The sequence below is a fragment of the Psychrobacillus sp. OK028 genome (assembly GCF_900103605.1).
Taxonomy (GTDB): Bacteria; Bacillota; Bacilli; order Bacillales_A; family Planococcaceae; genus Psychrobacillus.
On sequence record NZ_FNHY01000001.1, the window covers coordinates 152986 to 168112 of the forward strand.

9 protein-coding genes are annotated in these 15127 nt (G+C 37.0%); all 9 read left to right on the top strand.

The window, feature by feature from the left end:
• The first annotated feature begins 422 nt into the window (after nt 1-422).
• Nucleotides 423-3242, top strand: coding sequence for a carbohydrate binding domain-containing protein (locus tag BLR36_RS00495; RefSeq protein WP_093059326.1), 2820 nt, complete (start codon nt 423-425; stop codon nt 3240-3242).
• 129 nt (nt 3243-3371) lie between these two features.
• On the top strand, nt 3372-5048 hold the full coding sequence (locus BLR36_RS00500) for a polysaccharide deacetylase family protein (protein ID WP_093059328.1): 1677 nt from the start codon (nt 3372-3374) through the stop codon (nt 5046-5048).
• Nucleotides 5049-5063: 15 nt separating this feature from the next.
• Nucleotides 5064-6305: a DegT/DnrJ/EryC1/StrS family aminotransferase gene (locus tag BLR36_RS00505; RefSeq protein WP_093059330.1), complete on the top strand. Its 1242-nt coding sequence runs from the start codon at nt 5064-5066 to the stop codon at nt 6303-6305.
• A gap of 315 nt (nt 6306-6620) precedes the next feature.
• Nucleotides 6621-8438, top strand: a complete 1818-nt coding sequence (locus tag BLR36_RS00510; protein ID WP_093059332.1) for a ligand-binding sensor domain-containing protein — start codon at nt 6621-6623, stop codon at nt 8436-8438.
• A gap of 17 nt (nt 8439-8455) precedes the next feature.
• Nucleotides 8456-9517, top strand: a complete 1062-nt coding sequence (locus BLR36_RS00515; protein ID WP_093059334.1) for an alpha/beta hydrolase family protein — start codon at nt 8456-8458, stop codon at nt 9515-9517.
• A gap of 79 nt (nt 9518-9596) precedes the next feature.
• Nucleotides 9597-11027, top strand: coding sequence for an extracellular solute-binding protein (locus tag BLR36_RS00520; protein ID WP_093059336.1), 1431 nt, complete (start codon nt 9597-9599; stop codon nt 11025-11027).
• 26 nt (nt 11028-11053) lie between these two features.
• Entirely contained in the window at nt 11054-13324 is a 2271-nt protein-coding gene (locus tag BLR36_RS00525; RefSeq protein ID WP_093059338.1) for a heparinase II/III domain-containing protein, read from the top strand.
• Between the two features lie 52 nt (nt 13325-13376).
• Entirely contained in the window at nt 13377-14024 is a 648-nt protein-coding gene (locus BLR36_RS00530; protein ID WP_093059340.1) for a YesL family protein, read from the top strand.
• A 173-nt stretch (nt 14025-14197) separates the two neighbouring features.
• On the top strand, nt 14198-15121 hold the full coding sequence (locus BLR36_RS00535; protein ID WP_254771311.1) for an ABC transporter permease: 924 nt from the start codon (nt 14198-14200) through the stop codon (nt 15119-15121).
• The last annotated feature ends 6 nt before the right edge of the window (nt 15122-15127 follow it).

A 15127-nucleotide genomic window follows, 5' to 3' on the forward strand; every position in this document is an offset into this window, starting at 1 on the left:
ATTAGTCATAATTTAAAAAGTTCAAGATGCCGTCCTTTTATAAGGGCGGTTTTTTGTTTGGTGCGATAACCAAAAAGAAAGCATCTAAAGTACCGAAAAACTTATTAATTCATTTGTTTATGCCCCATTTTCCGATATTTTTTATCCACTTACACCAAATGATTAATAAATCAACCATTCAATCGGTTGATTTTTCAGTATATTTAGATTATATTACTTTATAAATACATGTCATATACATGTATAAAAACCACAGTAAAATAGAGGAGGTTATTAAAATAGCAAAAATTCGAATCGAAATTAAAATCAATTTTAACTATTTCTGACGTACTACCTAAAAAGAGACGGACTACTTCATTAGAAACGAAACAGATTAATCTATCGGCAAGAGCTCTTCAATCTACTACTCAAGGAGGAAGAAAATGAAGATTATATTAAATTTTGTTTTTCTATTAAGTGTTTTGTTGATAACATTCTCGTTTCCTAGTTTGCATTCAGTTTCAGCTGAAGAATTGGACATACAGAATCCCGGTTTTGAGGATCCTTCAGATAATGGAGTTATCCCAGGCTGGACACAGAATTTTGGTACTACTGGCATAACGACTGTAGAGAGTGAGTTTTATTCGGGTAAAAAAAGTTTAGAAATTATAGATACAAATAAGACTGACAACCCTGGTTTAATAAGTAATAAAGTTCCCGTTACACCTGGTAAAGAATATACAGCATCTGCAAAAATCAAAACGGGTTCCACTGGGGCTGGAGAAATCTACATTCGCTTTTTTGACCAAAAAGATGCATATATTACTGGTTTTAATAAGTCAATAACAGGGGCGACGACTTGGTCAGATATAAGCATCACAGCTATTGCACCGGCAAATGCTGCTTCTGCTGCTATTTTGTTTTATTCTGGCAAAGGAAACATTGGAACCTTCTATTTTGATGATGCTAGTTTAATGGAGGTAAAACCGATTAACCCAATAGAACAGGTAGCAGAGAATTTAGGAATACAAGTAACGAAAACAACTGTCATGTTAGGAGACATTGGGAAAGATTCAGAGGGAAATGATGTTTTATATACGGTTGTAGCTGGGATTCCTTCCAAATTCGCTATTGTGGATGTTGCTACTGAAAAATTAATAAAAAGCTACACATTAGAGGATACGTCTGGGGCATGGGGTGTAAAGGTGGCTGCAGATGGATCTGTTTATCTCGGTGCATATAATAAGGGCTTTCTTTACCGTTATTTACCTCAGACCGATGAGTTAATCAATCTTGGGCATCCAGTCAAAGATACGGATGCTGTGCTTTATCCATTTGCAACAGCAAGTGATGGAAAAATTTATGGTGGCACCTATGGGTCTGGAAGTGTTTATGAATATAATCCTTCTACTAATAAGTTTACGGATTTCGGAAGAATGGCTGCTGGACAGTCGTGGGTTAGAAGCGTTGCTTTCGATGAAAGAAATCAAAAAGTATATGCGGGAGTAGGTAGTCAAGCTCATTTAATAGAATACGATATTGCTACTGGTGAAAAGAGAAATGTGCTCCCTGCACAATATTCGGATATTATTTCTGTTTATGACATGAATTTAATAGATGGGAAATTATTTGCACAAAAAGAATCTAAATATGAAATGTTTATTTACGATACAGAAACAGGGAATTTAGTAGAGGCTACGAACGGGGATACTGGGGAGAAGACATATGATATTCCTGAATCATCTAGAGGTGTTTCAGAAAAATCTCCTATTGCCAATAAAGTTTACTTCACTCATATGGGAATATTGCATGAGTACAATTTAGATACGAAAACTTTCAAATCGTTGAATGTAGATTTAAAAGGAAGTGCTATTAGTTATAAGTTTGTTCAATTAAATGAGGCTGAATTTCCAGGATATACACTAGTAGGTCTTTCCGGGAATGGTGGGCAGCTTTATAAATATAACTTAGTAAATGGAAATCTTACGCTGACAAATTTAGATTTACCTTCTGAGTCTGTTTTAATTCACGAATTAGCAAAGGGTCCAGACGGAAAAATATATAGTACCGGTTATCTACCAGGCAATATGAGTGCATTTTTCCCAACAACAAATGCGACTGTTCGATTTGATGGTATTGGACAAAGCGAGGGCATAGCTACCTTAAATAATAAAATGTATTTAGGTATCTATCCGAATGCCAAAATATATGAGTATGACCCATTCAAAGCATGGGATCGTACGGATTCCAATAATCTAAATCCAGATTTATTATTCAGCTTGGAAAGAAATGATACTATCCCAGGGTATACACAGCAAGACAGACCATTTGCAATGCTTGGAGTGGATGATTACAACAGGTTATTCATAGGCACAGTACCGAAAAATGGAAACTTAGGTGGAGCATTTACTATCTATGAACCGGGCACTGAAAAAGAGCCTCAAATTTATTGGAACTTAATGAAAGACCAAAGTATTGTTTCTTTAGCTTATGCAAACGGAAAGGTATATGGAGGAACTACAGTAGCTGGAGGGCAGGGTTCTATACCTACAACAACAGAAGCTAAATTATTTGTATGGGATATTGAGAAGCAAGAGAAGTCCTTTGAAATCGTACCAGTAGCAGGAAAAAGAGCATTGACCGCATTAACAGTTGGACCGGACGGAAATATTTGGGGTATGTCAGATGGTACCTTGTTTGCATTCGATCCTGTAACAAACAACGTAATTTATCAAAAGGAAATTGATCCTAAAGCTTCTAGCAGTTGGAGAAATGCATCGCTGGAGACTGGAACAGACGGGAATATTTACGGCATAATCGGTAATAAGTTTTTCAAATTTGACTTAGCTAGTAACAAACATGAATTTCTTGCTAGCGGTGTCGAGCATTTAGCCCAAGATGATTTCGGAGCATTCTATTTATCAAAAGGTATCAACTTATATAAATACGAGGATAGTAGTTTACTTCAAACCATTAAGAGTGCAGAGCTATCGGTTTCTGAACAACGTCTAACAGTTGGAGATACTGCGTCGCTTCATCTAAAAGCTATTCTAAATAATAATAGAAGTACCTATGAATTAGCGGGAAGCACTATTGAATATATAGTTAGTAATCCAAAGATGATATCTATAAGTAACGGGATTTTGACTGCACAAAAAAGTGGAAGAGCCAATATTACAGTAAAAGTTACATTGAATGGTGTAACTGTTGACAGTAATGTGGTATCAGTCTGGGTCAATAACAAAGGTGGGAATAATAAGTAAAAAAATGTTTTATGTAAAAATTCAAACAACTTATTGCTAATTATACCAAACTATAATATGATTTAAGAAAAGAGGATATATACATGTAAAATACATGTATATATCCTTATTCATAGAGGTGCTGAGAATATGAAAATAGCGAAAATTGGTATTCTATTTGATGAAAAAGAAGCGGAGTTGAATTGGTTAGAAGGACGGAATATTTTTGGTAGCTATTTATTTGAAATTCTTGATCATGTTAGACTCCCGTATAAAAGAGTTAGTGCGACGGATGAGTTTAAATCATTTGATGTACTAATAGTAAGCCATTCCAGTAATAGTGAAGAGGCAAGCATCAAAATATTGGCATATGCAGAAGCTGGTGGGACGGTAATTTCCTACGGTGGATTGGACGCTATTCGTAGCAAATTAGGTTTTTCGAAACCCTACATTTCTAAGAAGGGATATGCTGATTTATCTAACTTCTTAAAAGAGCAAACAACTCCTTTACGTTTTCTAGGTGCAGAGCCTTGGAAACAGGAAATGACTTTAGATGTAACGGATTTTGGTTCTTTAGCTGATGAGGAAAAGACATGGCAAGATGCATCGGCATTACAGCAGATAAAATATGGGACTGGAACAATTGAGCGCTGGTCTATTGCGATTCCTCAAACGATTGTTGCGCTGCAGCAGGGAACGAAGCCTGTTGTGGAAGATGGACCACCAGCTCCCGATGGTTCGGCAAACTTAGATGAGGGCATTTTAAAGGCAGAGGATGGCTTTGAACTGGATTGGGATTTGGATAGAGCATTTACAGAAACAGGAATGCCTTATTTCCCCCATCCCTATGCTGACTTATGGAAAGAAGTAATAATGGAGCATCTTTTAAAAATAGTGCTAGAAAAAGGCTTAACACTTCCTTTCCTAGATTATTGGCCAGCTGACGTACAACATGTTGCGATGATTTCCCATGATAGTGATTTAAATGTGGATGAATCAGCGCAAATCACATTAGATACTTTGAAAGCAGAAAATGTTCAAACTACTTGGTGCATGATAGCACCCGGCTACAGTTCCTCTATATATGATCAAATAAAAAAAGATGGTCATGAAATTGCCCTCCATTATAATGCGCTTGAACAGGATGAGGGAGTTTGGTCAAAGGAAGCTTTTAAAACGCAATTAGCATGGGTAGAAAAAGTAACAAATACAAAACATACTGTCTCCAATAAAAATCACTATACTCGTTTTGAGGGCTGGGGAGAGTTATACGCCTGGTGTGAAAACAATGGGATACAGGTGGATCAATCGAGAGGTCCAAGTAAAAAAGGCAATGTTGGGTTCTTATTTGGAACATGTCACCCCTATTTTCCAATTGCTTGGGCTGATGAGAAAAATAGATTATATGACGTTTTAGAAATTGGCTTCTTAACGCAGGATTTAAATCACAATACGTTATCAGATGTGAGTATTGTTCAACCTTTTCTAGATGGAGTGAAGCGTGTGAATGGAGTTGCTCATTTCCTATTCCACCAATACCATATTTACCACCAACCAAAAGTAAGAGAAGCTATTGTTCAGTTAATAACGACTGCTAAAGATCAAGGCTTTACCTTCTGGACTAGTAAACAAATCAATGATTGGGAGCGCGCACGTCGTAGAGTGAAAATTGATGATATTAGTTGTTCTGGTGCATTAATGGTATCTACACAAGATGAAGAAAATGATTTTGTGATACTTATTCCAGTAGACGAAAACCATGAAGACGGTGCAGTAGTGAAGAGATTTGGCATTAGTTGTAAGCAAGTTAAAGTGAAAAGATCCTAATATGGGGGACTTATAATGGGAGAAAATATATTAGCATTAAATGGCGGTACGAAGGTAAAAACGACTCCCTTTGGCACAGGACAACGTTTTGGGCTAGAGGAGGCAAAGGAATTACTAGAGGCACTTGAGCAAAATACATTATTCTATCATTTTGGCAATAAAGTGAAGCAGTTTCTACAGGATTTTAATGATCTTTATAATGTTAAATATAGTGTTGCTACATCTTCTGGGACTGCTGCATTACATGTTGCGCTTGGAGCAGCAGGAGTTACTGTTGGAGATGAGGTTATTACAAGTCCTATTACAGACCAAGGAACTGTTGTTGGAATTCTATATCAAAACGCAATTCCAGTTTTTGCAGACTTAGATCCCCATAGCTATACATTGACAGCCGAATCAATTGAAGAAAAAATAACCACTAAGACGAAGGCGATAGTTGTTGTTCATTTAGCTGGTAATCCTTGCGATATGGATCCTATTATGGAACTTGCCCAAAAATATAACCTCAAGGTTGTGGAGGATTGTGCTCAAAGTTACTTAACGACCTATAAAGGGCGACTAACCGGTACAATTGGGGATTACGGGTGTTTTAGTACAAATGATTTTAAGCATATTTCCACTGGTGACGGGGGAATGGTGACCGTAAATTCAGGTGAGGAATCAGATTATTTTACTACCCATGCATTCGCAGATAAAAACTATCGTAGACAAGAAGAAGCTGTCATGAAGGATTTAGAATACTTAGCGCCGAATTATCGTATGACAGAGCTACAAGGTGCGGTTGGAATTGCACAGTTAAAAAAGCTTAACTGGATCTGTACGAGACGCAATGAGTTAGGAGAACGTTTAAAACAGGGGCTCCGTACCATTAAAGGGATTAATCCTATGAGGATTACGGACGAAGGTTGGTGTAGCTATTGGTTTTATATGCTTACCTTAAATTTGGAGCAGTTTTCTTGTTCTAGAGAGGAATTTTCTGAAGCTTTGGCTGCAGAAGGAATTCCTAACCAACCTGGTTATATTCCAAAGGTGTTATATGCACAGCCTCTATTCCAAAAGGAACAGGCATATTTGAACAGCCAATATCCATTCAATCTAGGTTCATATGATTATTCCATTGGAAGCTGTCCAAATGCTGAGAACATTTTAGAAACGGCTATTCGATTAAATTTAAGTGAATTTTATTCAGATCAAGATATAGAAGAAATGATTATCGCTATCAATAAAGTTGCTTCTTATTATAGTAAAGTTAATTAAATCCGAAACATAGTTGATCTCCGCTCCAGGCGGACGCTTTCCGCGGGCACGGCTTCAATCTCCTCGGGCCAACAGGATGTTGGTCACGAAGGCGTTGCCACACGATGTGGCGCACTTAGCCTTTGTCCCTTTAAAGAGTTCCTGCGGGCTTTCAGCTCGCGCTGTTCCCGCTGGAGTCGCCGCCTTGCACTCCAATCAAAGGAGTCCACTTTAAATTTAGGGATAATTTAATACAGTATCACATAAATGTTCTTATTATAAACTGAAGTTATGAAATTGGCTAAGTAAATAAACATTTCTGGAAGGAGGGTCACGGTGCATAATAATCTATTTACAGACTACGGTATTCCTGTTTCAGCAGAAGAAGAAAGAACAGCTGCAATATGTACGAATTCAGAAGGTGACTATAGATTTGTTATTGCCGCCAAAGGGTTTGTCATTATTGTCAATCTTGAAAATGACGATGTAAAACAAGTATTCTTTCCTGAAAATAACGATGAATATCCTTATTCCTCCTTTAGTAGCAATGGATTATTCTATACCGGTGCTGCAAATATGTTCATGGTATTGGACCCTTTTTTAGAGCAATTTGTTTATTATAAGGTGATTGAAAACGGGGAGGAAATAGTAGGTTTTAGCTTTGCAGAGGATATAGCGGGTAATATCTATTTCACCTCATTTCCCCATTGCCATTTACTTTGTTATACACCTCACTCTAATGAGATGAAGGATTTTGGCATGATGGACCTGTCCGAAAAATATCCAGGAACTGTAGCAATGGATCAGACAGGATGGGCATATATAGGGATTGGTACGGAAAAGAAAAATATAGTTGCCTTTCATCTTGAAAAAGGGTTGAAGAGGGACCTTCTAGCAGAACCACAAAGGGAAAAGGGAACAGGGTATGTCCATCTAGGTGAGGATGGAGTTGTATACGGACATCTAGGGGCTACCAGTTCTGTACAATGGATGAAGTTTTCTAATGGAGACTTCGAAAATATCGATGTTGAAAAACTATCGCCCTCTTTATATACGGGCACAGGTTTTCAAAGGATTCATCGTTATCAAGAAGGAAACTATCATATTGAGAATTATAGCCTGTCTGAAGGTTTTATTGAACTTGTTCACCGAGAAACAGCACAGACAAAAGATATCCATTTTAGTTATACTTCGGATGGTGCGAAATTATCTACTATTTACCTTGGACCGGATGATCATATATACGGAACCTCCATGCATCCACTACAATTTTTTCAATTTGATGGCTCCACGAACAAGATGACTAATTTCGGCGGAGAGATTATTGAAAAAGGAGGAGGCGGGAATATTCCTGCTTATGCCTCCAGTGGAAATTTACTTATAGGAGCAGCATACGCCGGTGGAAAGCTATATGTCTTTGATACGACAAAGGAATTTAAGAAGAGTGAAAATCCCAAATTGGTATTGCAAGAAGAGAGTATTCACCGACCTCGCTGTGCTATTGCTTTAAAGGAACAAGAACATATTGTATGGGGAGGATTTCCGGGATATGGGATGATAGGAGGATCTTTAGGTATCTATCACATCAAAACGGAAGAAAATCATCTACTGACACATGAAAAACTAGTGAAGAACCAAAGTACGATTAGCCTTGGAGAACTGAGCTCGGGAGATATTCTTGGTGGAACGAGTATTGAAACGCCTGGTGGAGCAGAATCGCAAGAGAAGGAAGCTCGTTTATATGTATTAGATTGGAAATCTAAAAAGGTGAAAAATAGTTTTGTTCCTATACAAGGTGCACGTGAAATTGCTCAAATTTTTGTGGACCAATTCGACCGTGCGCACTGTCTTACGGAACAAAGTATTTATTTTGTATGTGATCCATACACCGAACAGATACTTTACCAAAAAGATTTATCCAGCTGGGGAAAAATTGTTAGAAATGGTTTTGCTTATGATTTGCCTACTAATACGCTTTATTGTCTCCTTAGTCATACATTGCTCGGTATAGTGATTCAGCAGGAACAGTGTTTAGAACCGAAACCAATTCACTCTCTACCGATGTGCACTAGTAGTGGTATTGTGCACAAAAATAATAAAATCTACTATGGTAGCGGAAGTCATTTTTGTAGTATTCAAACTCGTGAAGATTAGGGGGAGGGATGAAGACCATGTATACATTACAAGAGATTGAAAAAAACGGGGCACCACCATTATTACATAATGTAAATAATATAGAAGATTGGCTTGAAAAAAAATTAAAGATACAGCAGCGCTGGTTAGATTGTATAGGTGGTCTTCCTCCTTTAGTTAAACCGAATATGAAGATTAACTCGTGGGAAATTCATACTGATCATTATCTAATCAACATTTCTTATTCCACAGTGTACGAGGACCGGGTACCTGCACACCTTTTGGTTCCGAAAGTCCATGAAGAGGAAGTATTAGCAACCGAAAGTGATGTACTTCAATTATTGTACTCCTCTAATAGGGAGCCTTTTAGAGCAGTCATTGCTCTCCATCCAACGAGCGATAATGGAAAAGAAGACATAAGTACAACAGCGGGCAGGAAGAATAGACAATACGGACTGGAGCTTGTAAAAAGAGGATATGTTGTTTTAGCTCCAGATACGATAACTGCGGGAGAACGAATATTACAGAGTGAGCAGCCGTTTCAAACAGCTACATTTTATAAAAGTCACCCGGAGTGGTCGGCAGTCGCTAAGATGATGGTGGACCATCAACAAGGGATTAGCTTATTAGAAACGCTTAGCATCGTAGATAATACTAAAATGGGTGCTATTGGGCATTCGTTAGGTGGGTACAATAGCTTTTTTCTAGCAGGAGTAGACAGTAGGATTAAAGCAGTCATTTGTAGCTGCGGGTTCTCACCTTTCGCACAAGACCCAGAGGTGCATCGTTGGGGAAGAAGAGAATGGTTTAGTCATATCCCTAAGATTAGTGATTATATCAATCAAGGAAACGTGCCATTTGAGTTCACCGAAATTGCGGCTCTAGTTGCTCCAATTCCCTTGTTTATGTGGATGGGTCAAAATGACCGTATTTTTCCGCATTGGGAGCCTGCAGCAAAAGGGTTAGCTGAACTTAACTCCTTATATGAATGGATGGAAAAAGGGGAACAGTTTACATCTTTAATAGGGAACTCAGGGCATGATTTCCCTCCTGAAATTCGCCAAATTGCCTATACCTTTCTAGATAAATGGTTGAGTTAATATAGTCTTTCAAGTTTTCATCGCAAATATGCTATTCTATTTAAAAGTAAAGCAATCATTTGGTAGGGAGTTGTGACAATTGCTAAAACGCAAAAGTGAATTTGAAAATCGTTATAACAAATTCATCCATGAATTAAAAGAAGAAATTATTTCAGGAAAGATAAAACCTGGAGAATTCATTCTCCCTGAAAATACATTAAGTAAAGTGTATGAATTAAGTAGAGTTTCTATTAGAAAGGCTTTGGCAGAGCTTGTAGAAGATGGTCTAATTGAGAAGATACCTGGAAAGGGTAATAGAGTATCCATTCCAAACGATACGCAAAAACAGACGATTACACTAGGTTGGTTTTCAAATTCTTATGAGATAGATATTATTCGAAAAATTATTAAACGTTTCGAGCAGCTCAATCCATTTACAAAAGTAAAACTTCAAATATTACCTAATAGTCAATATATCTATAATCTGACTCAATCCTTAAAGCATGATAACGGACCGGATGTGTTTATCGTATCTGATTATCACTTTCGGGAACTAATGGAATCAAATTCTTTAGATATACTGGACCCTTTTTTACCGGAGCATATTGATGCTGAAAAAGATAGCTATAAACAAGTGTTTGATATGTTCACTTATAATAACCAGGTTCCTGTAACGCCATTTGTATTTTCTCCAGTAATGATCTGCTATAATCGTCGGATGTTTGAAGAGGCAGGAATCTCAAATGATTTCAAAATGGAAAACTGGGAGGACTTGTTAGAGTTATCGACCCGTACGACGAAGGAAATGGATAGCAACAGTATGATTAACGAATACGGCTTTTGTTTTTCCTCTTCTACCAATCGCTGGCCGGTATTTCTATTGCAGAATAAAGGTGGCTTCATGGCAGAGGACCGTTCAAAATCCGTTATGAACAGAAAAGAGAATATAGAAGCGCTGAATTACTGTGGAGATTTAATGTATAAACATCAAGTCTCTCCTATCTTCTCTCACGGAAGTAATGAGTTAGCTGAAAATCTCTTTATGCGAGAAGGAGCAGCAATGATTTTAACTACTTATTATTTTATGAATGAATTTAGAGATCATAAAATTAAATGGGACGTTCTCCCGCCGCCTCAAAATGATGCACAAGGAACACTTCTCCTGGGAGGTGCTTTAGGAATTAGTGCAAATAGTAAAATCAAAGAATCAGCACAAGCATTTGTTAGCTATATGGTAAGTACAGAAGCACAAACATTACTCAAACAAGATGGATGTACTATTCCGATGCTTCGAATAGTTGCAGAGGACAACAATCTTCTTCAGCCCGGTGTTCATCCTGCAAATTATAATGCTTTTAAAGAAGTAATGGGATTCTCCAAGACTATGAAAGATCTTCACCTGACAATTCAGGAGTTTGAACTGATTGAACGAGAAATGCAATTTTTCTGGGCCAATATGGAAAAAGCTGAAGATACATGTAAACGAATTGAAGAGCGTTTAAATTTAAAACAAGCGACATATAGCGGTTAAACCGTTAACTAAGGGGTGTACTTGTGATGAAATTTGCTCAACATCTTAAGAAGTTAAAGCCACATCCTCGAATTTTATCCAATGACGAGGAACTAAATGAAATGAAAGCAAGGCTAGAGGATCACAAACTAGAAAGTGGAATTGATTTTCACCATGCATGGTCTAAAATGCTTGAAATAGCAGAGTCATACGTAGTGGAAAAAGAGTTTACTGTTGTTTATCCAAGTTGCTCGGTCCAATTGAATATTCCTTTGCCATTAAAACAATTAGAGCCAGTAGGAGATCCACCTGGATATATAGATTATCCTTTTTGGACGATGTATTCTCGAGCTGTTGAGGAGAGAATTAGCGTTTTAGCATGGGCTTATGGAATGACGAAAGAAAAAAGGTTTGCTGAAAAAGTAAAGGAGTTTCTCATTGCTCTATCTTCGTTTACAAGATGGTTTGAATTTCCGTTAAGAGGTGCGGAAGGAAATTTAAGTAATGCTCATTTCACTATAGGTGCAGCAATTGGCTACGATGCAATTTTGCATACTTTATCAGTTACGGAGAAAAATAGGATTAAACATGCTATTTTGACAAAAGGTTTACAGCCTTTTCGTATAGATTTTAACAATCATGATAGCCATAATATTATTGTATCAAAGCAAGTTGCGATGCTTATCGGATCATTAGCCATTTTAGACAGTGATTGTCAGGAAGAGGTGAAAGCCTACATCTTCAATTCCTGTACTTATATAAGCAATTATTTAGATAGTAGGATAAAGGATCCTGACATTGAGGGGTTATTGTATTTAAATGTCGCTGCAAAGCATATATTGATGGCGGTTGATACGTATCATCGTTCGACAGGGAATGCTGAATTTCTCCAACATCCATACTTCAGCTTTCTTCCTGATATTTTTATTTGGTCCCTAGGGACAGGTGAAAAGCAGAGTTTTGTAAACTTTTCAGATTCATTTTACAGCTTGGACATTTCCTATCTAATGGCAATTATTGCATCTAAAAACCAAAACCGTATTGCAAGCTGGTATGTGCATAAATTCTCTGGAAATCATTTGGAAACATTGCTTCATGCAAATAATCTACCCGAGCCTTTAGAGCCGGAACAATACTATGAAAATAAATGCTCCAATGTATTTTCTACGATAGGCTGGGCGTTACTTAGAAGTGGATGGAAGGATCATGACCATCTATTAGCCTTTAATTCAAGTCAATCAGCAAAGGATCATAATCATTTTGACCAAAACAATTTTATATTACATGTGGCGGGAGAATGGCTAATTTCCAATCCGGGCTACCAGGATTATGTGGAAGGTCCAAGGAGAGATTTTACGATTGGAACTATTGGACATAATAGTATGCTTGTTAATGGCAATGGGCAATCTCTATTAGGAGAAAGTAGATTGGTAGAATGGTTTACATCTGAACACTATTCTTTTGTTAGTGGGGAAGCAGCTGGTGCCTACGATAAAAGTATTTCACAATGGGAACGAAAAGTGGTACATATCGATAATAGCTACTATTTTATTCTAGACAATGTAGTTAAAGAGAATCCGGATAATGTTCTCAGCTTTCTTTTCCATACGACTGCACAAATATATGCAGGGGATAAAAACTTACTGCCAGAAATGACGACAGAAAAAATGCATATCAGATTCATTGGAGAAAAAGCTTCCGTTTCTCTCTACAATTGCTACCCAGAAAATTCAACGAAGAGTGTAGAACAGCATAAGGGAGCAGAAGAATATGGTTCCTATCTACAGGTAGTGCCTCAAGATAAGGAGCAGGAACAATATATGCTAACGCTGCTTGTTCCCGAAGCTTCAGAAAATGAATTTGCATATTCAGTAACTAGAAATGGATCATTATTTCAACTCGAGGTTAGTCGTCAAGATATTACAGATTATATTCTTATAAATGAGGATAGAGAGTCTATGTGGCAAACATCCTCTAATGGTGAAATTTGCGTTCGAGGTGAACAGAGTTGGATTGCCTTTCAAAATGTCGACAACAAGTTAAGTAAGTTCTCAGTTATAAATGGTAAGTGTCTAAAGCTACAGGAGAATACGATCTTTCAATCCTCTGAAGAAGTGAATATTTCTGCTCATATTAATAAAATTGTTGCGAAAATACAACTTGAGCTTACAAAAACTACACAGGTTTGGTTAAAAGTGCCGCAGCCTACAGTCCTATTAGTTAATAATGAGGAGCAGTTGGTAGACTATGAAACTGAAAAGGGAATGCTGGTACTACTGCTGAGACCCGGAAAACATGAAATTGAGCTATACAATTAAAGTCTATTAACTGAATTTTCAATGATAACACGTATTAAAAGAGGTGATTTACATGGAACTTACTGGATGGAGAGGATCGCTATATCATTATATGGACTGGGCTTTGAAGCTTGCTTATCTAAATGTCCTTTGGTTAGGAGGAATAATCATTGGTGCTGGAATTGCTGGTTTTTTTCCCTCAACCGTAGCCATGTTCTCTGTACTCAGAAAGTGGACACAAAATGATGAAGAGGAACTAAAAGTATTCGTTCATTTTAAAAATGAATATAAAAAGGAATTCCTAAAGTCCAATAAATACGGGTATTCTTGGTTAGTGCTTGGGATTGTAATATATGTGGATTTACAGTTTTTTCGTGGTATTCCTACTATTTGGGCTTTAATCGTTTCCTTATTCTTTTTTATACTCGCAGCTATTTATATTGTTGCTTTGCTATATGCATTCCCGGTTTATGTTCAATTCAATTTGACTATAAAGCAATACTTTAGAAATTGTTTCCTCATTGTTCTATCAAACCCATTGTTTTCAGTGCTAATGGGCTTAGGGTTTTATTTCCCATATTATCTGATGATGAAAGTTCCTGGATTACTTCCATTTTTCGGTGGCAGCCTCATAAGTCTAGTGTTAATGCTTATTTCTAACAAAATTTTTATGAACTTAGAGAAAAATAAAAAGGAAATTGAAGAAGAAAAAGGAATATAATTTTAAAAAAACATTGAATTATCATAAAATTTAAATTATATTAAATACATGTAATATACATGTATTAAAGAGCTTAATAGAGAAACAAGTATTTGGGAAAGGGGAGATTAGTTATTGAAACTAAAAACAAGAAAATTGAGACGCTGGATTCTGCTTTAGACGTTTCAAATAATATCCCAACTAAAAGAAAAAAGAATTCCTTAAAAAAGAAATTATGGCGAGATCGCTATTTATTATTACTTATCTTACCTGGAATTTTATATTTCCTTATATATCGCTATATACCAATGGCGGGAATTCTTCTAGCATTTAAGGACTACAGCCCGTTTCGCGGGTTTGCAGATAGTCCTTGGGTAGGACTAAAATACTTTAAGTTAATCTTTGAAGATGCGGAAGTTATTCAAGTTATATGGAATACACTCCAAATTTCAATGTTACAAATCTTTTTTGCCTTTCCGATCTCCATTGTGCTTGCCTTAATGCTCAATGAAATTAGAAACCAGGTGTACAAGAAATTTCTTCAGTCAATTGTGTATTTACCTCACTTCCTATCATGGGTAGTAGTCGTTGGAATCACGGTTATTTTTCTTCGCAGTGAAGGTTTAATCAATAGTGTTTTAGTGAATTTTTTAGAGGTCAATCCAATCCCATTTTTAACGGATCCGGCTATGTTCAAGCCTATAGTCATTTTGCAAGTTATTTGGAAGGAATCTGGTTGGGGCACTATTCTTTTCTTAGCGGCATTGTCTGGGGTTAGTCCCCATTTGTACGAAGCTGCAGTAATTGATGGAGCTAGTAGATTGAGACAGATGTGGCATATCACTCTACCAGCTCTTAAGAGTACGATTGTCATCTTATTAATCCTTCGTTTAGGAAATGTCATGGATAGTGGGTTCGAGCAAATCTTTCTTATGTTAAATCCTTTCAATATGGAAACAGGAAATGTGTTAGACACATATGTGTATTTTAAGGGGATTCAGCAGGCTAATTTCAGTTTCGCCACAGCTGTAGGGCTGTTTAAAGGAATTATTGGTTTAATACTTGTTGTTCTTGCCAATAGACTCGCGAAAAAGTTTGGGGAAGATGGTTTATATTAGAATACC